The organism is Pseudomonas sp. FDAARGOS_380, from assembly GCF_002591235.1.
Taxonomy (GTDB): Bacteria; Pseudomonadota; Gammaproteobacteria; order Pseudomonadales; family Pseudomonadaceae; genus Aquipseudomonas; species Aquipseudomonas salmasensis.
Map to the genome: position 1 here is coordinate 265709 of NZ_CP023969.1, position 19679 is coordinate 285387.

A 19679-nucleotide genomic window follows, 5' to 3' on the forward strand; every position below is an offset into this window, starting at 1 on the left:
GGATGGGTGACTAACCCCAGATCCCGAATCGAACACGCAACACTTGGTTAGCATCAAATACTTGAACCAACTGATTGCTGATGGTCATCCGACCACCGCCCCCCACGCCGTTAAGTTCCAACCCACCAGCCTTATCAAGTTTCCAACCACTGACACCCGGCTGATAATCATTGGACTGAATAACCTGACCAATTTTGGCGTTAGTGATCGTGCCGTTCTGAATGAATGCACTATCGATAAATGTTTCAGCACCTCTAACCGCGAACGGTGTCGAAGGTTTACCCGGCGTATTTTCGTTATAAATCGCAAACTGATCCGCCGAAATCAGAAACTGACTTTGCAACCCACCTGGACCATTCTCGATACCCAACCCAATACCGGCGAACTTGTACCCTCCGCCTGCGGCAACCTGCATCCGCACTGACCAATTCGCCGCCAACTTCCCATTGGTATCCGCAATCGCCGAGGCATTGGTCTGGATACTCACTGACTGTTGGTTAACTTTGGTCTGCACCGTCTCAATACTTTGGGCCAGCGTTTTGTCCGCTGTGGCCAAGGTCGTCAGTCGCGTATCAATCGACGCCGAGTTGTTATTGACCTTTGCATCCAGCTGCGTAACCCGCTGGGCAAGGGCCTCATCCCGGGAAGCTGAAGCGCTGTCTACGTTGGTGATACTGGCCTGGTTCTGACTGACCCTTGCATCCAGCCGCGTAACCCGCTGGGCAAGGGCCTCATCCCGGGAAGCAGAAGCGCTGTCTACGTTGGTAATACTGGCCTGGTTCTGACTGACCCTCACCTCCAACGCATCGGTCTTCATCGCCTGAGCAATATCACCCTCGACAATCGCTGACATCACCGACCAGGTGCCAGCCATGGAAACGTCATCACCCGCGAATGAGGTTTGCTCATCACCTGCCATCTTCGGGTTGACCTGGGCATACACCCCGTCGGTTTTCTGGGCAGTGCTGGTGACCTTGCCGTCCACCGTCTCGATCGCCGTTTTGTTCTGCTGGATCTGCAACGCCAATGCATTGCTGGTTTGCACAAGGGAGCCAATGTCCAGCCAATAAGCCGCGTTAGGCGGTGGGCTGTTAGCCGGTACTGCCTGGATAGCTTGGTAAAGATGATTCTCCTGGCGTACAAACTCGCCACTGGCATATGCCCTGGCCGCGTCGTACAGCAACGCATCCGTGACTTGATCAACCAGTGCTTGCAGTTCTTTACGGGTATTGTCCAATCGGTCGTTGACCGAACCCGCGCCCGATCCATCAATCAGCTCGATACGGTCGAGCAAGTGCTTACCCAGTTCCGTCTCGCTGATTTGCCCGGCGATCAGATCCAGGATCGGAGATGCATCCGAACTCGCTTGCCCGTTGACGCCCGATCCGTTTGGAAACCAAGGCCCGATATTCCCCGTACGATCCACCAGCCGCGCCCAGAAAAACAACGACGCCCCCGCCGCCAGCCCCATCATGGTCAAATCGGTCTGCGGGAACGCGTAATCCCCGAGCTTGGTCGCTTGCGCCAAGTCGGAGGTCTTCCCGTACCAGATTTCCGTACGCTGCAAATCCGCCGTGCTCACTCCCTGCGGAATCAGCCATTTCACCTTGATCGCAAACACCAACGACTCCGTCGTCAGCGCTGCCACGGTCGGCGGCAATGTGGTCTTGCCGTTAAGTACAGTCTCTACAGACTCGCTATACAGGGAGCCGATATCCAGCGCGTTGATCGCCCGTACCTTGGCCACATAACGCCCGGCATAAATGCCGGACACTTCGATAGAACCGCCGCCCGTGCGGCCTGCGTAGACCCATTCACCGTCGTTCTTGCGCCAGTACGCCTCGTACGCAATGGCATTGGCCACTCGCTGCCACTCGATGGTCATGACATTGACCGCGCTGCCCTGCTCGACGAAATGGTCATTGCTGACGGTCACGTTGATCGGGGCCGCTTGTACGCTCGGCGGGATTACGGTGATCGGTGGGCTGTCGATTTTTGCGCCGTTGTCGATGGCGGCAAATTTGCTCGGTACGTGCTTGACCGCGCTGAGGCTGTATTTGATTTCGTCATCCGAAAAGTCTTCGGAAATCGACAGTACGCGGAACTGTTGCAAAGCCAGGGTCGCGGAGTCGACGGCCCAGATCGATTGAGCCGGCGGCATGTCGTCGAGCTTGGTTTGCAGCGTAACCAACTGCTCATCCGCACCTGCGGCGCTGACGGATTTGACCGCTCGGGATACAGCCTTGCCGTTGGGCATCACCAGGGTGATGGTGTCGCCGGCAGTGGCGGTGACTTCGGCATCCAGGGTCAGGGTGTCGAGGGTGGCGGCACGCAGACGCCCGCCAATGCGGCGGCCGGCGCGGTCGTTGTCGGCCACGCGGATGATCTGGCCGGGCCGCGCCAGGGTGCCGTCGAGGCCGACCGCGAAGGTCACGCTTTCGGTTTCCAGGCGGTTGGTCAGCAATGCCCATTTGCCGATGCGCTGGGCTTGCGCCTGGGAGGTGCAGCCGGTGGCGCTGATTTCGGTTTGCTGGATGCCATAGCGCGCGATACCTTCGGCGTCGTCGACGTATTGCACCTTCTGGCGATAGAAATCCGTCGGGTCGTTCCAACTGACCAGGGCAACGGTGTAGCGGGTCTTTTTCGCCGAACCGCCGTAGATGAACTGGCCGCCGATCACGTTGGCGTTGGAGTAGGTGTACACCGGGTCTTCCGGCATATCCGCCACCGCCATCACGGAACCCGCGCCCCAATAGGCCATGCCCCGGAAGGTAGTCGCCAAGTCTTGCAGCACCTTCAGTGCATCGGCACGCACCGACAGGTACAGGTTGCAGGTGAAGCGCGGTTCGGTGCCGCCCTTGCCGTCGGACACCGGCTGGTCGCAGTACTGGCCGATGCGGTAAAGCTCCCACTTATCCACTTGACCGGCGTTGAGCAGGTGGCCCAGGCCATAGCGTTGGTGCAATAGCAGGTCGTAGTAGATCCACGCCGGGTTGTCGGTCCAGGCCGATTTGAACGTACCGTCCCATACACCGCTGTAGGTGCGGGTTTGCGGGTCGTAGTTATTTGGCACCTTGATGATGCGCCCGCGCAGTTCGAAGGAGCGCGAGGGGATCGACTGAAATTGCGCGGCATCGAATTGCAGGCCGATCAGCGCCGAGCCCGGGTAGCGCAGCTTGGCGTCAATCACCTCGGTGGACGATTCTACGGTGGTGGTATCGGCAATCGCGCCACTGGTGGAGTTCGGCGTGATACGGCGCACGCGCAAGGTCCAGCCGACTTTCGCAGGTGGCAAGTCGACACGGTGGGAACGTTCGTACTTGGTGGTAGTTTTGCCACTGAACGCGGCGGCCAGCACCTCTGTAAATGCGCCGCCGTCGGTGGACAGGTCAATGGCGTACTGCACGGTATAACCGTTGGTGTCGCCGTTGCTGGTGTTGGTCTGCGACAGCCGCGTCACGGCCAGGCGAACCCGTACCGCCGACAGTTGCAGGTTGGAATAGGACTTGGTCCAGGGCTGATCACTGCGCAGCTCGACGGACACCGGGCTTTCGTTTTCCACCGCCGGGAAGCCAGGTATGTGTGACTGGTCCTGGCTGCCATTGCGGGTGTCGAGGGTCACGCCACTGAAGTTGAGGCTGCCATCGGCGTTGGCCAGCGGGGTCTCGTCAAGAAACACCGAGCGCTTATCGTTTTTCAAACCGACAATCTCGCCTTCGCTGACGAGATCGAGGATACGGGCATAGGCCGTACTTTGCAGGCTGTCTGGCGCCTCCACGGAGGGACGGGGCTTGGACGCGCCGCCTTTGCTGCCAGCGAGAGTGAGGTCAGTCATGGCTTTCCTTCAGGCGAAATAAAGCCCGCACTCGGCGGGCAGGTTGAAGAGCAGGAACGTTAGAGTTGATCCTGGGTGTAGATCCCGGCGCTGATTACTGAGCTGCCGACGATCAGTTGGCCGTAAAGCAGGCCCACCGGGTTGCCCTGGGCACTGGTGTTGACCGGTCCGTTGAAGCTGTAGCTGGCGCGGTTGTTGGGGCCATCTTGCGCCGCCAGGCCCTTGGGTACAGGCGACAGCATTTGCATCACGCCCCCCATTACCATGGAGGCGCCCATCATGATCAGGCTCGAACCAAACGGTGCGCCGGCACCAAAGGTGCCGCCCGTGATAATCGCGCCAACGACGATCAGCACCGCACCGACAATAGTCTGCAGGGCGCCTGCGCGTTTGCTGCCGATCAGCACCGGCGCCAGGCGGATGTCGTCATTGCCGACAGGGGCACCGAGGCGCTCCTGGGGAATGTTCTGCTTGCCCATGAACACCGAATACGTCAGCCCATTGTCTTTGGATTCCATCAGGAAACGTTCAAAGCCAGGCAGGAGGATGCTCAGGGCTCGGATGGCCTCTGAAACGCTACTGACCGCCAATCGATGCACTCTGCCAAAGCGCGCACCCAGCACGCCATACAGGCGAACCGTGCGCACCTTTTCGGCAGCAGTTTGTTGTATGGCTGGCACACACGTTTGGGAATTGGGAGTCACCGCAATCTTCCTCATAGTTGGTCCTGTGCATAAATGCCCGCGCTGATTACCGCGCTGCCTACCGTCAACTGACCATAAAGCAGACCCACCGGGCTGCCTTGAATACTGGTATTGACCGGCCCATTGAAGCTGTAACTCGCACGGTTTTCCGGACGGTCCATGGTGCCCAGGCCCTTGGCCATCGGCGACATCAACTGCGCGACGCCCCCCATGGCCATGGAAATCCCCATGCTCGCGGCAAAGGTCCAGCCAGTGGTGGATGAAGCACCGATCAAGGCAGAGGAACTCCCCGAGGCCAGACCGCCAGAGAAGTACGACGCCGCCACAATCAGCGCAACGCCAATAATGGTTTGCATCGACCCTGCGCGCTTACTGCCCACCAGTACCGGTGCGATACGGATATCCGCAGCGCCTGGAGGTGCCTTGAGGCGATCCTGGCCAATGTTGTCGCGGCCCAGGAAAATCGAATACGTCACGCCCCGGTCCTTGGATTCCATCAGGAAGCGCTCGAACCCCGGCACCAGAATGCACAGCGCATGGATCGCTTCCGAGGCGTTGCTCACCGCCAGTCGATGCACGCGCCCGAAGCTCGCGCCGAGGCTGCCGTAGAGGCGCACCGTCCTGACTTTTTCATGATGCATGGCATCCTCCTGGCGAATGATCCGCCGATGTGGTTAATGTTTGGCCCGCAGGCCGTGTCGCCAATAGCTCACTGTCACCTCACCCCAGTAGCCGCCGTAGGTGTCGCGCTTGCTGTCGCGACCATACAGGTGGTGCAGGATCGAACCTGGCGCCGGGTAATGTTCGGGTTCGCTTTGCAGCACGCCGTCGGCCAGGTAGATCGCAGCATGGTTGGGCACTGGCGAGCGGATCTGCATCAGTACGATATCGCCCTGTTGCAGTTGGCTGACCTGCACGAAGCCAGCGGCCGGCAGGTTGTCCAGGTAGAGGTTGCCGCCCTTGTCCCACCAACCGTCTTCACGCTGATAGTCACCCAGCTCGATGCCCAGCTCGCGGCGGTAGTAGTCAAGGATAATGCTCAGGCAGTCATGCACGCCGTGGGCGAAGGCGCGACCGATCAGGGGCGCCTGGTAGCCGTTTGGCGTGCAACTGGCCCATTCACCGGTGCGCACCTGCCCGTCGTCGTCGGTGCGTACTTCAACGATGTGCCAAGGCAACCCGGAGGCTTCGCACGCCACGCGGTCTGCTTCACTGGGTGTCGCCGGGCAATCCGGATGGCTGTGCACTACAGCGAGGATTTCGCCGCGTTCTTCCGCGGCGGCATAGTCCTCGGGCGCCAGCCGAAAGTGTTCGCTGGGTGTGCTCGCCGTATTTCGACAAGGCACATACACACGCTTGCGCCCTTCACGAATCAGCAAGCCGCAACACTCATGGGGATACGCGGCCACGGCGTGCCGGGCAATCGCCGCCAGGTTGGTCTTGTTCATGCTCAACTCCGCAACAGGCCCGCCGCTGGAAATGAACCGTAGGGCAGTGGGTTGTTCTCGCCGAAACGCAGCTTGCAGCTAGTCAGCCGCCCACCGCATTTATCCTTGGCAGCGTCGGTGACGATCACGTCATTGGCATCCGCCACCGGCCCGCCGTTGTAGCCGCAATAAGGGCCGCGGTAACCGCCGCAACTGAGCCACCAACACACGTTGGCGACGATCTGTCGACGTGGCAGTTGCACGCCGTTGAAGTCCAGCGCACTGGCCAGTTCAAACTTCACCGTCTCGCTGCTTTCCGCGACTTTGCGCTCGACGTACCAGATGTCCGGCGGCAGTTCCTCTTCAGGGTCGGCTTCGGGTTGGCCGTCGAGGTACTTGCCCAAGGTGCGATGGCGGATCAGCCGCGCGCCTACCAGATCTTCGAAATACAGCACCAGCGCCGTGATGAAACCGCCGACGTTACCTACGGCCAGCGTCGGCGTCGGTTGGGTACCCTGCCCCGACATTTCAAAGCCTTCGGCCTGGATCGGCCAGGGTGAATATTCGTGGCCCTGCCAGAAGATCGATGATTCCTGGGGGTAACCGTGAAACCGGTACAGCTCGGCGCCCAGGGGAGTGGCATCGAGCTCGAAAAGCTCCACCCAGGCCCCGGGCTCCAGGGTCTGGATATCTGCGGTGATGGACATATGATTCTCCGGGCAAAGAAAACCCCGCACTACGGCGGGGTGGAGGCGGCGCTAGGGGTGGAAGGCTTGCTCGAACGTCGCCGTCAGGGAGTAGAGCCCGGCGCCCATGGGCGTTGGCTGGTAACCCTTGCAGCGATACAACGCAGGCTCTGCCAGTGGTGCGGTCCAACTGAACGCTTTGGCGCCAGCATGGCGATCAAGGAAAGCAACGATCGCTTTGATGCGCGCTTCGTCACCCACGAACGTCAGTGGCCAGGACTGAGTTTTGTTGTTGATCCCATCCGCGGCCGTTTGCTGGTAGCCGTCGCCGAACTTGGCCGTCTTCAGGCGAAATTCGACGCTGCCGACGGGCTCCACCTTGGGCACCCATGTGAAAGTTTCTGTGCTCATGTTTTCTCCAGGCGTAAGCCGTTGATGATCAGCGGCCGTTGATGGCCGACCAGATTTGCCCGCCCGGCTTGAGGTCGCGGGCGATCTGTTCGGCAGCGCCCTGGCGGGCGGAACCGGCATAGGCGCGGGCGACGTTCTGGGCGTTGGTGTCGGTGCCTGAGCCTTGGCCGTCGGCAACGTTGATGGTTTGCTGGATCACCACCTGGTTGCTGCTGGTGTTGCCTGATTGACCGCCGCCCAATGCGCGCACGCCCAGGGAGCCGTCGGAACCACGGCTCAGAGGCATGATGGCTTCGGGGCCGGCTTCGCCGAAAAGGGCCATGGGGGCCAGGGTGGGGCCGGTTGCAATGGAGTTGGTAAATACCCCTCCATTGGCATACTTGATGCCGGAGACATTGAGTTCATTTTGATACCCGCTTGGCCCCAGCACAGAACCTGCGGGAACAGAAGGACGCAACCAACTGGTGATAGCCGAGCCGGCCAAACTGAACAACGACTTCAGAGCACTAGAGGCCGCAGTTTTTGCAGCCATCGCTGCCATGTCTTTGAGCACAGAGGTGGCAAAATCAGAGAAGTTGAACTTACCCGTAGTCGCAAATGTAAGGACCGCAGCATCCATCTTTTCAAAAGCACTGGCGAACACTGCCTTCGATTGCTCGGCTGCCGTACCTGCGTTGTTTGAATACTCTTCGAACGCGGCATTGGCACCATTGCGCCAGTCATTAAGCAACTGGGACATATCGGCGAAATTACTTTTAATCTGCCCGGTTTTTTCTTGACTCAGAAGTGCCATCCCCTCCTGATCCGATGAGGCAGCATCCCCATACGGCCCACCCGTTGGAAACTTCAGCCCGACCCGCTCGGTATAACTGGACTGCGCATCCAACGCGCCAACAAAATCATTCTGCGCCCCCTGGCTCTGCTTGAGCACTTGCACCAGTTGCGCATTTTTCTGGATAAATTTTTCCGCCGCATCCGTGGCCGGGTCATAGGCCCGTTGAAAGCCCTTGAACTGGCCGGACGTGACCTGTAGCGCCGCTGCGGCAGAGGCGCTGACCTTTTTGCTGGCGTCCTCGATCTTCTGCTGCATCTCGCGCATGCTGTTTTCGGTAATCCGTGACGCCTTCGCCAGGGCCTGCTCCAGGCTGCCGAGGTTGAGCGTCAGATTACCCTGGGAAGCAGTTGCCATAGGTTTCTCCGGGTCATGGATAAAACCCGTCGAAACGGGTTTCAAGGAAAGTCGCGTCGTCCTTAACGCCACTCGTTCATCGCACGTTCGAGCGACACACCCCGGCGCAGCTCGTGGGGCATGAAGTCAATCATCTCGGCCGTGCCGCCGCCCAGCCGGTGGGTCTGCAGCGCCACCAACGCGCTGCCCGCCTCCAGCCGCCTACCGGCGTGCAGGGAGCCATATCGGTCGATATAGCGTCCCCAGGCCAGGGCTTCGTGGTATGTCATGCGTTCCTTGGCTTCGGCGATCGTGCGGCCGCCGACTCCGTTCAGCACCAGTTCGTGCCAGAACTCATCGGCGACCGTCAGTTCTTTGCGCCGCCACCCTGGGTGCCATTGACCTCATTGACTGCATTGAGCATCACAAACCCCAATGACGGCTCAAGGCCGAAGGCATCGTCATAACTCAGGGCTTCATCACCCTCGGCACCCAACGACACTGAGGCGGCGAGGTAGCTGGCGTTACGGCTCTGTGCCGATTCGCCCTGACTGAACAGACGCTCGATCACGCCGAAGGACTGGCGGCGAATGTGCAACGTGAACGTGTCAGTCACTTCCTTGCCAGTTTTGCTGTCCAGGTGCGTCCAGCTGATTTCCTTCTTCACCAGTTGGCCATCGACGATGCCGCCCTTGGCTTTCAGTTGTTTGAGGTTCATGGCGTCTCTCAGGCTTTCTTGATCCAGGCGCTGGCGCCGGTACGTTGGATGGTGACGGTGGTGGTCACGACCGCGTTCAGTGCGAAGTTGAACGGGAAGTCCGACACGTAGCCGTCGAAGGTGAACCAGGTGCGCGTCGCCGGCAGTTCAAAGCCATCGCCTTTAGCGTTGACGGTCGGCAGTACATCCTTGCCGTCGGACCAGCCCACGGCCCACTTCACGCCGGTATCGCCCTTGGCTTCCGACAGCTGGTGCAGGCGGATGTGGCTGGCATTGGTGGGGTCGGCGTTCAGGCCCAGGCTCGCTGTGCCAGGGGTGCGCAAACCTTTCTTGTAGCTGCGCTCTTCGGCATTGAGGCTGGTGTCTTCAATCTGCTCGGCCGGCGCGCCGCCCGGTTCGAACGAAGTGGCGTGCTCGACTTCCAGCACGGTATAGGGCCCGGTGCCGGAGACCGGCGGAACGAGGGCGAAAATCTGGGTACCTTGGGTAAGAATCGACATCGAGTGTTCTCCATGAACAATAAAAAACCCGCGAAGGCGGGTTGTGGGGTGCAACGGCTATGGTGCTGCGTACAAGGCAGGTCGAGACGGGATCAGGGCGCCGGTTTGCCGTCCAGGTAAGGCGGTGCATTCGGGTCCGGTTCTCGGCTCTTGATCACGTCGACCAACGCCTGGTTGCTCTGGGCCAACAGCCGAATGGCGGCATTGAGCGCCACCTGGCCATCGGTCTGGGTTTGCAGGGCGGCGATCAAACGGTTGATCGCGGCCAATTCTTCGTCATTCATAGGCATCCTGGTTCCTGTAGCGAGTCAGTGGTGAACGTGCAGCGGTGGTGATCACGACGCCAAGCCACCGGCCAGGATCGAACTGCGATATCCCGTCGCAGGGTCCCCAACGTGGGTCACCTTGGTGATCGACCAGCGCCCCTGCATGTACACAGGCCAGGTGTCATCCAGCACCAGCAACCCTTCGGCCGCCAGCAACGGGTTGCCTGGGCAATCAATCTGTAACTTCAAGCCTTCACGGCCCACGCGGCGCAGTTCGCCTTCGGCCACGGCGCGGGCTTCGGCTTCGTTCTGGCAGGGCTGGCGCAAGGTCTTGAACGGGGCGATCCCGACCTGGACCACCCGCTGCTTGCCGGCGGCGGCGTCCCACCAGCTGACGCGGCTGCCCATGTATTTGGAGCGTGATTTTTCATCAAGTTTGGCGGTGATAAAGGCCTGCTCTCCCGGGCGGTTGTCGCGTGTCACGGATAACTTCACTTCGGGCAATAGCTGGCCGGTGAGTGATTTGGCCTGCCCCGCTTCGGCCAGCACATAAAGCTCGTTGAACGGCTTGGTGACCGCGTTGTAACGCTTGGCCAGGCGGGTGATGAAGGCCATGTCGCTTTCGTTTGACTGATCGATATGCTCAATCGCAATACCGTCCAACGTCGGTGCCACACGCGGTGAAAAACCATGACGGCTGACCAGTTGGCGAAACAAGGCGCCCAAGGTGGTCGGCCCATGGCTGGCGGAACGGCGCTGGCGGTAGCCGCTTTTATCCACCACGCTGAAGGGCGCGGCGGTGGCGACGATCATCAGGCGCATCGGAAACAGCACCGGGGTTCGCTGGGTGACCACAAACTCGCCTTTTTCCACCAGCCCCGTTTCCTGATAGCCGACGCGCAGGCCGATCTTGCCACTGAGGCTGGGCAAGCCTTCCAACCCTTCGATATTAAGGGTCAGTTCCAGTCGATCGGTCTCGATGCCTGCAGCGTCGGTGTGGCTCCAGTGCATCAGGCGTTGATTGAGCAGCGCCGCGTTGGCGCCGTAGAACTCCACGATCGGCGTAAATTCCTGTGCCATGCAGCCTCCTCAATCCCAGGCCAGAACGGGCCGCATGGCGGCCGGTCGTGCTTGTATCTCAGGCACGATCACCCAGACACCGGCTGGCAGTACCGGGCCGTATTCGCCGAGTTCGGGGTTCAAGCGCCAAAGGGTTTCTTCGGCGGCGTCATCGCAACGGCCCAACTCGCGGTAGAGCAACAGGTTGACCGAGTCACCGGCAATACTTCGCACTCTACGCATTGACGAATTCCTCCAGCTCAAGGGTCCAATTCATGACCATGGCGGTGCCGTCATCGATCACATTGCTTTGGGCTTCCACTACCGAATTGATACGCCACAGGCCCCAGTTGCGGCCGATGCCATCCACCAGCGGCAAAGGCGCTCGCGCATTTTGCAGAGCGCGCAATTGGTCCAGGCGCTGCATGCCGATAGCGCGCATGGCTGTACCGCTGAACGTGAGTTTTTCCAGCTTCTGGCCGTTCTGCCGCGACTGGGGTTTGCTGGCGATAATCGCCAGGTCGCTCCAGCCACCATCGCTGTTGCGGGTCAGTGTTGAATAGGCGAACCCTCGGGATAAACCAAAAATAAAGTCGCCCAGTACCATTTGTTGTCGCATCAATCACCTCCTGGATCGGCCAATGCCGCGTTGCGTCGAATGCCCAGGGAATCGGTGACCATCGGCACGCATTGGAACTGCAGGGCCTGGATCACTTGATTGACCACTTGCTGGGCATCCGCCGGGTTAACGCCGGTAATCTGGATACTCGGTGAGAGCGTGACCTGGACATTGTCGGTACGGGCACTGTTGAGTTCCTTGCTCAGCGCGTTGGGCGCAGGTAGGCGATCATTTGCGCCAAACACCTTGTCACCCAGCCAGCTGCCCGCCTCGCTGCCCAGCAGGCCACCGATGGCGCCGCCGATTGCGGTGCCGACACCGGGGAAAACCAGGGTACCGAGCGCGGCACCGGCGGACGCTCCAGCCCAGGCGCCACCGGCGCTGCTCAGGCCAGTCCCGACCGCCTTGACATCCCCGTTGCGTACGCCCTGAATCACATCAAAAGCAGTGTCGGCGTACCTCATCGGGCCAAGGCGGCGAGCACCGGCCACTCCCAATTTGCTCACTGTTCCCAGCGGGTTGGAAGGCATCTTCAGCGGGCCAGGCAAAGCCTCACGACTGAAATGGAGAGTATGGGGCGCAGCAGCAGTTACCCGGCCTTCGGAAGGCAAGGGGATAAGCTTGCGCTCTACTGCCTCGATCAACCCAGGGCCTCTGCTCGCTGTCGACTGGCCTGAAGACCTGCTCTTGCTTGGACGGTTCGCCACGACCGCACGCGGTTGCAACCTTTGAGCCGTCCGCCCCGCATCGAAGCCTAAGAACGGCGCAGGTAACAATGCCTTTGCATCACGTTCGAGGCTGGTTAGCAGCCTCGAAAATACACCGCCTTTTTTGCTGGCAGGCGATCGTTTGGTCGAGGCTGTCTTGGGCACTAGCGGCTGTTTTTGCTGCCTGATCTGCGCGCGCTGAGTGTTTTGAACGCTCTGCTTTTTTTGCGACTTCGACTGACGAGGGCTCTTTTTCCCGCGCGAGCCCTGCGAGCGCGAACGAGGACTTTCGATGGGGTGCTGAGTGGCCGTCGCACAACAGCACGATTTATCTTTCGCAGAACCGCCATCCTTGAACAGCTTGCCAACACCGGGAAGCTTACCCAGCGTCGCATCAACCACGTTGCCAGCAACGCGGGTTTTTATCGTGTCTCCCACACTTGAAAAAAAGCTGGAAAACACCGGCGTAATGGCTCCAGCCGTTTTAATCGCGCCAGCCAGAGCCGGTGAATCTTTAGCCACGTCACTGGCGCTGTCCATCAGGCCCGCCTTGGCTTTCAGCCAAAGCGCTTCGCCCAATACCGGCGTGGCATCCAGGGTCGTAGAGAAACGTTTGCCGCTTTCGCTGGACTCCTCGCGCAGCACCTTGATCGACTTTTCCGACGTTGCGGTTTTATCAAACTTCAGTTGGCTGCCTGAATGCTGCAGCGCACTTGCCAGGTCGATTATTTGCGCGGTGCCCAGCGTCATGGCCTCGCGGGTATGGCGCAAATTCTCTGAGGTAGTCGAGGCGGATTCAGACACCCTCTTCGATTCTGCCTGCTCACCCAGCTTGGGTGAACGCACCTCAATGGCCCTCAGCGACGACAGCGCCGTGTCGAGAGAATCCACACCCTCACGCAATGAGCCGAGCGACAGTGCGAGCTCATCAAGTTTGAGCGTTGCGTTGGTGAGTGCGGCAACGGTTCCGGACAAGTCAGCCAAATCTGTTGACGGGGTAGAGCTGCCAACCGACAACGCGCCAGGGCTAAGGATATCGGCGTCACGTGCGCCGCCTGTACTGCCGAACGCATCCCGGCCATTCCTGGCGACGGCATAGGCGAGCGAATAATTGTCCTGCATCCCGCTTACTCCTGTTTGACGCCAAGGCGAGTGATCGCGATGTCGTAGCGGCGCAATGCTTTTCCGGCGTCCCAGTCGAGGATCTCCGCCTCATTGACCGAGTAGATCAGCGGCACCACATCGAGGATTACTTCGATGTCGCGCTGCGAAAGAAGGCCGCCGGTTGATTTAAAAAATCGTCGATACGCTCCTGCAGTTCCGTCCAGTCGGGCACGGTCAAACCGGCCAGGTCGGGGATCATCAGGCCGGTGCAATGGGCCGTGATGAACTCGGCGCGCTCTTTGTTGGTGGCGAGTTTCTTCATCACCTTGGTAGCGCGCAGGGCGGGCATTTCCAGGGGCAGTTCGGTGAAGGTTCGGCCAGCGGCTTCCAAGGGCAAGAGCAGAGGGACGGGTTGGTCGTGGGGCGTCACGTCTTGTGCCTTCAGGAAGAACGACGCTGGCCGGGTCGACATTTCGTGTACGTACTGAGCAATGCTCACGTAGTCCGGGCGCTTGAGTTGGTCGAGCTCTTTTTCCGACAGGCCGGTGGCGAGTTTCGCCAGTTCGAAGAACTGGTCGTCCTCGTCATCACCGGCCCGGGCCAGCGCGTCTTTCTGCGCGGCGTAGAACAACGGCTTGAGTTGAACCTGCTCGATCATTGCACCGGTATCGGCGGTGATCGGGGACAGCAGGATGTGCAACGGAGGCATCCAGGCCATGGGGCAATTCCTTGTTGAGCGGTGTTGAAAAGTGCAAAAAATCTAAACCTGAGCACGGCCCCTGTGGGAGCTGGCTTGCCTGCGATGGCATCCACTCGATGCTCCAGGGATACCGAGTCGCCTGCATCGCAGGCAAGCCAGCTCCCACCTTGACCGTGCTCGCTTCAGATTGCGCCGGCCCTTAAGGCATCAGCACGGCGCGGCGCGCATCGCCCAGAATGTCGACGCCGTTGAGCACGAACTTCTGGGTGCGCACATCGATGTCGATCACCGAAATGCCATTTTCCAGACGGTTGTAGGTGCGGCAGGACAGCTCCAGCGTGGTGGTGGCCTTGTCGCCCATTTTCAGCTTCGCCTCCTCCAGGGATTTGAGCTTGCCGCCCACGGTGTGGTAGGTGAAGTAGGTCTTGCCGTCCTGGTCTTGGCCGGCTTCACGCACGTTCAGCAAAATGTCGTCGCCCATGCGCACGCCCAGAGCCAGCATGATTTCCGGGCCGGCACCTTGCAGCACCAGCTTGGCATTGAGCACCTTGCCGCTCTTGGCCATTTCCTCGGCGATAAAGCGCCCGCCGGACATGGGCTCCATGTCGAACTCGATCTTCGGCGGGGTGAACTCTTCCACGGTTGCGGACAACGGCAGGCCTTGAAGGGTGGCCGCAATGGCCTGTCTGACTCGGTTGGTAAACATTAGAGAACGTCCTCCAGGAACTGCTCGATGATTTCATCGCGGGCGTTGAGTTGATAAACCATGTGTTCGTTCGGCGCGTAGCGGCCGTAGTCGATGACGATGAACCAGGTGCCGTTCTTGTACTTCTCGACGCTGTTCAGTTCTGGGTGCAGATACACGCTGCCGCCGGGGATGGTTTCGTCGGCCACCAGGGTTTGCAGCCAGTCGTTGATGCGCTTGACCTCTTGGTCCATGAAGGACTTGGTGAGGTTCTTGGCCATGGCTTTCTGGCCGGCCTTGACCAGCTTGCGGCTGATGGCATCTTCCAGGCCGACGTAGCTGATGAACTTGCCGGTGATGGAGCGGTTACCGAGCAGCGAGAAGCCGCCGAGGATGGTGCGGGCGTAGTAGCTCACGCCATAGCGGTTGAGCAGGTCGCCTTCGGTGGAGGTGTCGAGGATGTTGTACTCGACCACGCGGGAAACGTCCTCGGCGAAGGTCACCTGATTACCCGGGCTTTCCCACTGCTTGACCTTGGCCAGTGCGGCGATGGCCAGCGAGGATGGCGACAGGAACACGTTCTTCTTCGCGGCCTTGGAGTACACCGACGGCATGTTGTGCACCAGCAGGCAACGGTCGAAGCCCAGGTCGGCCCCGCCCAGTTCGCCGCTGTAGGTCACTTGGTCGGCAACGGAAGCGTCTTTGCCATCGAGCACCACACGGGCCTTGATGCGTTTGCCGAAGGAGGCGAACTCACCGGCCACAGCCTTGGTGCCGGTAAAGCCTGGAGCGCCGATGATGGTCAGGTCTTCTGGCACGCTGCTCAGGGCCGCCAGGCCCAGTTTTCGGCCGGTGACCGGGTCGTTGCCGCCGATCACATTGTTGATCGTGTCGGCCGGGGTAGCGCCCTCTTCGACGATCACGACATAGACCGGCACCTTGACCACTTTGAGGATCTGGTACACCGCCTGGAACAAGGTGCCCGACTCGGTGCCGGTAGGGTCCAGCAGCGCCTGGGTGGTGAAGCTGTTGATGCGAAACGGCGCGTTTTTCGGGATCGACGCATGGGCATTCGGTGCAGTGCCGACCAGGCCGATGACGTTATCGCCAAGGCCACCCATGGCCTCGGGGGATTCAGTGGCATTCACAGTGATGCCGTTGTGCTCGAAGTTCAGGACTTCTGCCATGGTTATTCAGCCTTCTTGGGGGTGGAGTTGAGGACGCTGGTCAGTTCCAGGCGGCCAGCGGTGCGCAGGGCGGATGCTTCGACGTCGAGCAGTTCCAGCTCCTCGCCGGCGGTGGACCAATGGCCGTTGCCGATGGGGAATGGGATGAGGACGGTGTAGGTTTGGCGGGTGGGCATGGGTGGAAATCTCCGGGTGGAAAATGCAAAAGCCCCTGCGGGGAGGGGCTTTGGGGAGGCGAAAAAAAACCGCTTTCGCGGTGGGGGTTACTTTTCTTCTGGCAAAGGGTAGCGCGCCTTGATTTCGGCTACTTTGGCTCGCCATTCTTTTTCCTTCTCAGCCGTACCGTCGAATTGCCATTCGAGGTACATCGGGTCAGCTTCGCTGACATAGGCAGAACGGCGGGCAGCAATAGTGCTAGCGAGTGCGGCTGCGGCCGCGGCGTTCTCGATCAGCGTCTGAGCGGCCTCATCGCTAAAGCCCAGACCTTTGAGGGTCTGCGGGCTGGCGGGTACGTTGATCAACGAGTCGCCCGCAGGAGTTACCAACTTTCCGATAAACAAAGTCATTTGATCAGTCCTTAAACCTTGGCGGTATAGCGAGCGTCGTTATCGTGGGAATAGGCCAGGCGCTTCTCTTCAAAGGCTTTGCCGAGCACAGCGTCAGCCTGAGTCAAGCTATAAGGTTTCACCGCCCAACGAACTTCCCAATCAGCGTTAACGTCATCCTTCATAATCACTTCAGTATCTAACTTGCTGTAGTTAACAGGATAATCAAACGTTTTAGTGATGGTATAGCTCAGCCCACCCCTCAGGTACATCCCAGAAAACTGTGGAGCGTTCGTTTGTTGCCCCGCGACCAAACCTAAGTACATAGGTTTGAGCCCAGTAATGGCACGCGCTGTACAAATCATACCAAACGAAACACCTCTCACCGTTTCACGGTAAGTTTGGGAGATCCGCTTAATAGCTAGAAAGTTAGCATCACCATTCCATATATATCCGACACCCTCAAGCTGCAAGTTCAAGCCAGCGATGTGATAAATCCCTTGACCAAAGGGCGCTTTTTCCTGGTCTCGATAATATACCCGCGAGACGGTAATTTCTGTTTCACCCGCCTCGTTACCGGGCATAGTCCACCAAACAGGGTAAAATACGTCGGTAGACAACCCAGTGAGATCAATATCCTGTTTATAAAGCGCACGACCATTAATATCCTTCGCCTGCACACTATTACGCCAAGCAGTAAACTGATTTGAAGCGGCCTCTACCCGCGCATCAATCTTCCCAATTTGGTTGGTAACCGTTTCCGTAAGCTTATTACATGCGTCCACAACTTTCGTGATAGTCGTTTCAAGTCCCATCATCAACTCCCTGTCAGTTAATCTTTCCAGCACTTTTGTCAGTGCTACTACTTCGCTTCGAGCTGCATAACCCGAAACATCAAATCAACGTGGCGGGACATATTGCCAACCGAAGCCGCCGCCATAATCGCGATCTCCTCCGCCAACAACAGATTCAAGTTCTCACTCCCCACCACAATCGTCACGCTATCCGCCGGCAACGGCGAAACATCCAGCGTAAACTTCTGCAGCACCCGCGCCGCCGCCGCTTTATACGTCAGCAACTTCCCCGCCACGGAATACACCGCCAGCAAGGTGCCGCTGGCGAGGTAAAACCCGAACTCGCCAATCTCATACTCGCCGTCGCCGTCAAATAGCGCGGCCATCCTGAGTTGGCGTTCGCCCAGGTCTTCGTAATCGACGATGGCCACCCGTTGACGCTCGTCACGCAAGGCCACTTCCGTGCCGTCGGGGTTGTAGCGGCCGGTGCCGGCGCCGATGTGGGTGATTTCGCCTTTGAGGCCCTGGTTCTTTGCCTGTAGCACTTCATCCAAACCTTTGGAGGTGAAGCGCACCAGGCGCGTGATTTCATCTGTCATGGCTGCGCCCTGAGGTCGTAATCGTTAATGGTGTAGTGCTGGGCAACCCCGGCACTGTTGAGCCGAGCCACCAGCGCCAATTCCGGCAACGCGCCGTTCAGGTAGAACTCGCCGTCGCTTAAAGGCGCGTCGAGCACTTGCGTGAGCGCGAGCTGGCCTTCGGTTTCATGCACGATGGTGATCGTCGCCTGATCGCGCTCACTTTTGGCTGCATTGATGCGGCGAATCAGCCGGTTGTGGTCGCCGCTGGACCAACTGCGCCCGATGATCGCCTGCACGTCGAAGGTGTAAGGCACGCCCAGCGGACGTTGCTGGTACCAGGCGCTGATATTGGGCGTGAAGCCCAATGATTCCACCGCGTGGCTCAGCGCCTTGGGCGTACCTGCCTGGCGCTGGATCTGCCAGGACAAAGCCACGGTCAGGCGTTTTTCCGCTTCGCTGGCCTCGGCATCCCATTCGCTGACGCCGCGGTCGGCGGCCAGGTAAGGCAGGAATTCGCTGGGGGTGTACAGCGGGTTCATCAGCGCCGGAAACGGCGGGGTGACGCGCTCAAGCAATCTGCCGAAACCCAGGTCCAGGGCCTTTTCCAGCGGCGAGCTGTTGGCCGGCAGCAAACTTGCGTTGGGTTCACTCATAGTGTGCGCACCTCCACCTCGACGCCCGTGCAGTACGGGGCCTGGAACGCGGTACTGACAATCGGCGCCAGCGGTTCGAGGATGTGCAGTTGCGCAGCGCCAGCACTGTGGATGGCGTAGTCGATCCAGCTGGGGTCCACCCGCCCTTCCAGGCGGTGGCAGGACTCTGCGTAGTCTTGCAGCAGTTTCTGCGCCGCCACTTGGGTCAGCCCCGAGTCTGGGCCGGCGTTGATCATGGCCACCACGCGAATTTTATAAGGTTGAATCTGTGCGCCTTGAACGCTGACAAGATCGGTTTCCGGCCTTACATCCGGCCGTGCAAAATGTCGACGTACACCGTCAAGCAAGTCGGCAGACGGCGTGCCGTCGCCCTCCCTGGAAAGCACAGTGACCATGACTTCACCCGGTGCGGTGCGCCGAGCGTTGCCGTCCTTGACCTGGGCCGCGTAACCGTCCGGGTCGAAGGTGTAGGTGACCGTGACCACACCGGGCGTCGCACTTTGCACTTTCACTGCTGGGCGCTCGCCCAAGGTGAACACTTCACGGCGATACTGCATGCGCGAGCCCGCCGCTGGGGCGTGGGGCGCCAGGTAGTAACGCAGGCGGGCGTCGTCGTCGCTTTCCAAGGTGGGCGGCACCGGCGGGAACGCGGCTGGGTCGCCTGGGTCGAGTACTTGGCGTTCCAGGCCCATGTCGGCCAGGCGTGCGTCCAGGTTGCTGCCGGTGGCCCACCACGCCAGCATCTGCTTGATGCGGGCGTTGTATTTGCGCTCATGGGTTTGCAGACGCACGCAAAAGGCTTCCAGGGCCAGGGTCAGCAGTTCGCTTTCGTTGTCGAGGCTGACCTGGAGTTTGGCTGCGCTTTGCGGTGCGCGGGTGGCGACGTAGTCGATGACAAACGCTTTGAATTCGGCCAGCAACGGTTCGAACTCATCGACCTTGATGATGGCCGGTTCCGCCAGTTGGTTCTGGCCGGGGATCAGCATGCTCATGTCACGACCTCGAAGGATTGTTGGCGGTTTTTCCAGGTGCCGGCAAACCGCAACAGCAGGCCGGCGCCTTGGCGGGTGGCGACGATGACCTGAGGGTCGAAGTCGCCGATGCCGTTGTGGGTGTTGTAGAAGGCTTGCGCGGCGTGGCTCTGGGCGAGGATCAACAGGTCGTCACCAAGGTTTTGGCCGAGCAATTGCGGGATCAGCGAGCCGTACAACGGGCGCTTCTGGCGAGTGCCCACAGGGGTGGTCAGCGCTCGGGTGGCGCGCTGCACAAATTGCAGCCAGTCGTCGACGGCCGCCCCGGTGTTCCTATCGATTCCGAGCATGGGGTGTCC

Annotated in this window: 25 protein-coding genes; all 25 read right to left on the minus strand. The window is 59.9% G+C overall.

What is annotated here, in order from left to right; all coding sequences use genetic code 11:
- Positions 1–10 precede the first annotated feature (10 nt).
- The 25 genes from CRN80_RS01330 to CRN80_RS01445 all read right to left on the minus strand — a co-directional run bounded on the left by CRN80_RS01330 (position 11) and on the right by CRN80_RS01445 (position 19670).
- A complete protein-coding gene (locus CRN80_RS01330) occupies positions 11–3835 on the minus strand; it encodes a phage tail protein (RefSeq protein WP_098949390.1) in 3825 nt (1274 codons plus the stop codon).
- 59 nt (positions 3836–3894) lie between these two features.
- On the minus strand, positions 3895–4554 hold the full coding sequence (locus tag CRN80_RS01335; protein ID WP_222933209.1) for a tail assembly protein: 660 nt from the start codon (positions 4552–4554) through the stop codon (positions 3895–3897).
- Complete coding sequence (locus tag CRN80_RS01340; RefSeq protein WP_098949391.1) at positions 4551–5180, minus strand: tail assembly protein; 630 nt, start codon at positions 5178–5180, stop codon at positions 4551–4553. The genes CRN80_RS01335 and CRN80_RS01340 overlap by 4 nt, the downstream gene beginning before the upstream one ends.
- Before the next feature lie 33 nt (positions 5181–5213).
- The gene (locus CRN80_RS01345; protein WP_098949392.1) at positions 5214–5987 is read right to left on the minus strand and encodes a C40 family peptidase; all 774 of its coding nucleotides are present in this window, start codon (positions 5985–5987) and stop codon (positions 5214–5216) included.
- Between the two features lie 2 nt (positions 5988–5989).
- Positions 5990–6673 carry a phage minor tail protein L gene (locus CRN80_RS01350; RefSeq protein ID WP_032893275.1) on the minus strand — a complete coding sequence of 228 codons (684 nt, stop codon included), beginning with the start codon at positions 6671–6673 and terminating at the stop codon, positions 5990–5992.
- Between the two features lie 51 nt (positions 6674–6724).
- Positions 6725–7063 (minus strand): phage tail protein, encoded by a 339-nt coding sequence (locus CRN80_RS01355; protein WP_032893276.1) that lies wholly within the window; start codon positions 7061–7063, stop codon positions 6725–6727.
- A 28-nt stretch (positions 7064–7091) separates the two neighbouring features.
- Positions 7092–8252: a phage tail tape measure protein gene (locus CRN80_RS01360; protein ID WP_098949393.1), complete on the minus strand. Its 1161-nt coding sequence runs from the start codon at positions 8250–8252 to the stop codon at positions 7092–7094.
- Between the two features lie 62 nt (positions 8253–8314).
- The gene (locus tag CRN80_RS01365; RefSeq protein ID WP_032803291.1) at positions 8315–8569 is read right to left on the minus strand and encodes a hypothetical protein; all 255 of its coding nucleotides are present in this window, start codon (positions 8567–8569) and stop codon (positions 8315–8317) included.
- Positions 8570–8598: 29 nt separating this feature from the next.
- Positions 8599–8949 carry a phage tail assembly chaperone family protein, TAC gene (locus CRN80_RS01370; protein ID WP_032893278.1) on the minus strand — a complete coding sequence of 117 codons (351 nt, stop codon included), beginning with the start codon at positions 8947–8949 and terminating at the stop codon, positions 8599–8601.
- A gap of 8 nt (positions 8950–8957) precedes the next feature.
- The gene (locus tag CRN80_RS01375; protein WP_032893279.1) at positions 8958–9449 is read right to left on the minus strand and encodes a phage tail tube protein; all 492 of its coding nucleotides are present in this window, start codon (positions 9447–9449) and stop codon (positions 8958–8960) included.
- Between the two features lie 92 nt (positions 9450–9541).
- The gene (locus CRN80_RS01380) at positions 9542–9739 is read right to left on the minus strand and encodes a hypothetical protein (protein ID WP_236466640.1); all 198 of its coding nucleotides are present in this window, start codon (positions 9737–9739) and stop codon (positions 9542–9544) included.
- Between the two features lie 45 nt (positions 9740–9784).
- Entirely contained in the window at positions 9785–10795 is a 1011-nt protein-coding gene (locus tag CRN80_RS01385) for a contractile injection system protein, VgrG/Pvc8 family (protein WP_032893281.1), read from the minus strand.
- 9 nt (positions 10796–10804) lie between these two features.
- Positions 10805–11017 carry a tail protein X gene (locus CRN80_RS01390; protein ID WP_032893283.1) on the minus strand — a complete coding sequence of 71 codons (213 nt, stop codon included), beginning with the start codon at positions 11015–11017 and terminating at the stop codon, positions 10805–10807.
- Positions 11010–11393, minus strand: coding sequence for a phage tail protein (locus CRN80_RS01395; RefSeq protein ID WP_032893284.1), 384 nt, complete (start codon positions 11391–11393; stop codon positions 11010–11012). Before CRN80_RS01395 ends, CRN80_RS01390 begins: the two co-directional genes overlap by 8 nt.
- Entirely contained in the window at positions 11393–13222 is a 1830-nt protein-coding gene (locus CRN80_RS01400) for a phage tail tape measure protein (RefSeq protein ID WP_098949394.1), read from the minus strand. The genes CRN80_RS01395 and CRN80_RS01400 overlap by 1 nt, the downstream gene beginning before the upstream one ends.
- Before the next feature lie 127 nt (positions 13223–13349).
- A complete protein-coding gene (locus CRN80_RS01405; RefSeq protein ID WP_098949395.1) occupies positions 13350–13922 on the minus strand; it encodes a phage tail assembly protein in 573 nt (190 codons plus the stop codon).
- 181 nt (positions 13923–14103) lie between these two features.
- Positions 14104–14610: a phage major tail tube protein gene (locus CRN80_RS01410; RefSeq protein ID WP_098949396.1), complete on the minus strand. Its 507-nt coding sequence runs from the start codon at positions 14608–14610 to the stop codon at positions 14104–14106.
- The gene (locus CRN80_RS01415) at positions 14610–15776 is read right to left on the minus strand and encodes a tail protein (protein ID WP_032877508.1); all 1167 of its coding nucleotides are present in this window, start codon (positions 15774–15776) and stop codon (positions 14610–14612) included. Before CRN80_RS01415 ends, CRN80_RS01410 begins: the two co-directional genes overlap by 1 nt.
- 2 nt (positions 15777–15778) lie before the next feature.
- On the minus strand, positions 15779–15952 hold the full coding sequence (locus tag CRN80_RS31170) for a hypothetical protein (RefSeq protein WP_003189022.1): 174 nt from the start codon (positions 15950–15952) through the stop codon (positions 15779–15781).
- Positions 15953–16039: 87 nt separating this feature from the next.
- Entirely contained in the window at positions 16040–16342 is a 303-nt protein-coding gene (locus CRN80_RS01420) for a hypothetical protein (protein ID WP_098949397.1), read from the minus strand.
- 11 nt (positions 16343–16353) lie between these two features.
- Positions 16354–17136 (minus strand): phage tail protein, encoded by a 783-nt coding sequence (locus CRN80_RS01425; RefSeq protein WP_169918534.1) that lies wholly within the window; start codon positions 17134–17136, stop codon positions 16354–16356.
- 47 nt (positions 17137–17183) lie between these two features.
- The gene (locus CRN80_RS01430; protein ID WP_073453118.1) at positions 17184–17714 is read right to left on the minus strand and encodes a phage tail protein; all 531 of its coding nucleotides are present in this window, start codon (positions 17712–17714) and stop codon (positions 17184–17186) included.
- Positions 17711–18349 carry a phage tail protein I gene (locus tag CRN80_RS01435; protein WP_056790108.1) on the minus strand — a complete coding sequence of 213 codons (639 nt, stop codon included), beginning with the start codon at positions 18347–18349 and terminating at the stop codon, positions 17711–17713. The genes CRN80_RS01430 and CRN80_RS01435 overlap by 4 nt, the downstream gene beginning before the upstream one ends.
- Positions 18346–19341 (minus strand): baseplate J/gp47 family protein, encoded by a 996-nt coding sequence (locus CRN80_RS01440; RefSeq protein ID WP_098949399.1) that lies wholly within the window; start codon positions 19339–19341, stop codon positions 18346–18348. Before CRN80_RS01440 ends, CRN80_RS01435 begins: the two co-directional genes overlap by 4 nt.
- A complete protein-coding gene (locus CRN80_RS01445; RefSeq protein WP_032893295.1) occupies positions 19338–19670 on the minus strand; it encodes a phage baseplate protein in 333 nt (110 codons plus the stop codon). The genes CRN80_RS01440 and CRN80_RS01445 overlap by 4 nt, the downstream gene beginning before the upstream one ends.
- Positions 19671–19679 lie beyond the last annotated feature (9 nt).

Excerpts from the sequence above, each read along its gene's own strand:
- CRN80_RS01400 (WP_098949394.1), bottom strand. The coding sequence starts at position 13,222 with ATGCAGGACAATTATTCGCTCGCCTATGCCGTCGCCAGGAATGGCCGG.
- CRN80_RS01435 (WP_056790108.1), bottom strand. The coding sequence starts at position 18,349 with ATGAGTGAACCCAACGCAAGTTTGCTGCCGGCCAACAGCTCGCCGCTG.
- CRN80_RS01360 (WP_098949393.1), bottom strand. The coding sequence starts at position 8,252 with ATGGCAACTGCTTCCCAGGGTAATCTGACGCTCAACCTCGGCAGCCTG.
- CRN80_RS01380 (WP_236466640.1), bottom strand. The coding sequence starts at position 9,739 with ATGCCTATGAATGACGAAGAATTGGCCGCGATCAACCGTTTGATCGCC.
- CRN80_RS01445 (WP_032893295.1), bottom strand. The coding sequence starts at position 19,670 with ATGCTCGGAATCGATAGGAACACCGGGGCGGCCGTCGACGACTGGCTG.
- CRN80_RS01390 (WP_032893283.1), bottom strand. The coding sequence starts at position 11,017 with ATGCGTAGAGTGCGAAGTATTGCCGGTGACTCGGTCAACCTGTTGCTC.
- CRN80_RS01340 (WP_098949391.1), bottom strand. The coding sequence starts at position 5,180 with ATGCATCATGAAAAAGTCAGGACGGTGCGCCTCTACGGCAGCCTCGGC.
- CRN80_RS31170 (WP_003189022.1), bottom strand. The coding sequence starts at position 15,952 with ATGCCCACCCGCCAAACCTACACCGTCCTCATCCCATTCCCCATCGGC.
- CRN80_RS01375 (WP_032893279.1), bottom strand. The coding sequence starts at position 9,449 with ATGTCGATTCTTACCCAAGGTACCCAGATTTTCGCCCTCGTTCCGCCG.
- CRN80_RS01410 (WP_098949396.1), bottom strand. The coding sequence starts at position 14,610 with ATGTTTACCAACCGAGTCAGACAGGCCATTGCGGCCACCCTTCAAGGC.
- CRN80_RS01355 (WP_032893276.1), bottom strand. The coding sequence starts at position 7,063 with ATGAGCACAGAAACTTTCACATGGGTGCCCAAGGTGGAGCCCGTCGGC.
- CRN80_RS01335 (WP_222933209.1), bottom strand. The coding sequence starts at position 4,554 with ATGAGGAAGATTGCGGTGACTCCCAATTCCCAAACGTGTGTGCCAGCC.
- CRN80_RS01440 (WP_098949399.1), bottom strand. The coding sequence starts at position 19,341 with ATGAGCATGCTGATCCCCGGCCAGAACCAACTGGCGGAACCGGCCATC.
- CRN80_RS01425 (WP_169918534.1), bottom strand. The coding sequence starts at position 17,136 with ATGGGACTTGAAACGACTATCACGAAAGTTGTGGACGCATGTAATAAG.
- CRN80_RS01415 (WP_032877508.1), bottom strand. The coding sequence starts at position 15,776 with ATGGCAGAAGTCCTGAACTTCGAGCACAACGGCATCACTGTGAATGCC.
- CRN80_RS01430 (WP_073453118.1), bottom strand. The coding sequence starts at position 17,714 with ATGACAGATGAAATCACGCGCCTGGTGCGCTTCACCTCCAAAGGTTTG.
- CRN80_RS01330 (WP_098949390.1), bottom strand. The coding sequence starts at position 3,835 with ATGACTGACCTCACTCTCGCTGGCAGCAAAGGCGGCGCGTCCAAGCCC.
- CRN80_RS01420 (WP_098949397.1), bottom strand. The coding sequence starts at position 16,342 with ATGACTTTGTTTATCGGAAAGTTGGTAACTCCTGCGGGCGACTCGTTG.
- CRN80_RS01350 (WP_032893275.1), bottom strand. The coding sequence starts at position 6,673 with ATGTCCATCACCGCAGATATCCAGACCCTGGAGCCCGGGGCCTGGGTG.
- CRN80_RS01395 (WP_032893284.1), bottom strand. The coding sequence starts at position 11,393 with ATGCGACAACAAATGGTACTGGGCGACTTTATTTTTGGTTTATCCCGA.
- CRN80_RS01405 (WP_098949395.1), bottom strand. The coding sequence starts at position 13,922 with ATGGCCTGGATGCCTCCGTTGCACATCCTGCTGTCCCCGATCACCGCC.
- CRN80_RS01370 (WP_032893278.1), bottom strand. The coding sequence starts at position 8,949 with ATGAACCTCAAACAACTGAAAGCCAAGGGCGGCATCGTCGATGGCCAA.
- CRN80_RS01345 (WP_098949392.1), bottom strand. The coding sequence starts at position 5,987 with ATGAACAAGACCAACCTGGCGGCGATTGCCCGGCACGCCGTGGCCGCG.
- CRN80_RS01385 (WP_032893281.1), bottom strand. The coding sequence starts at position 10,795 with ATGGCACAGGAATTTACGCCGATCGTGGAGTTCTACGGCGCCAACGCG.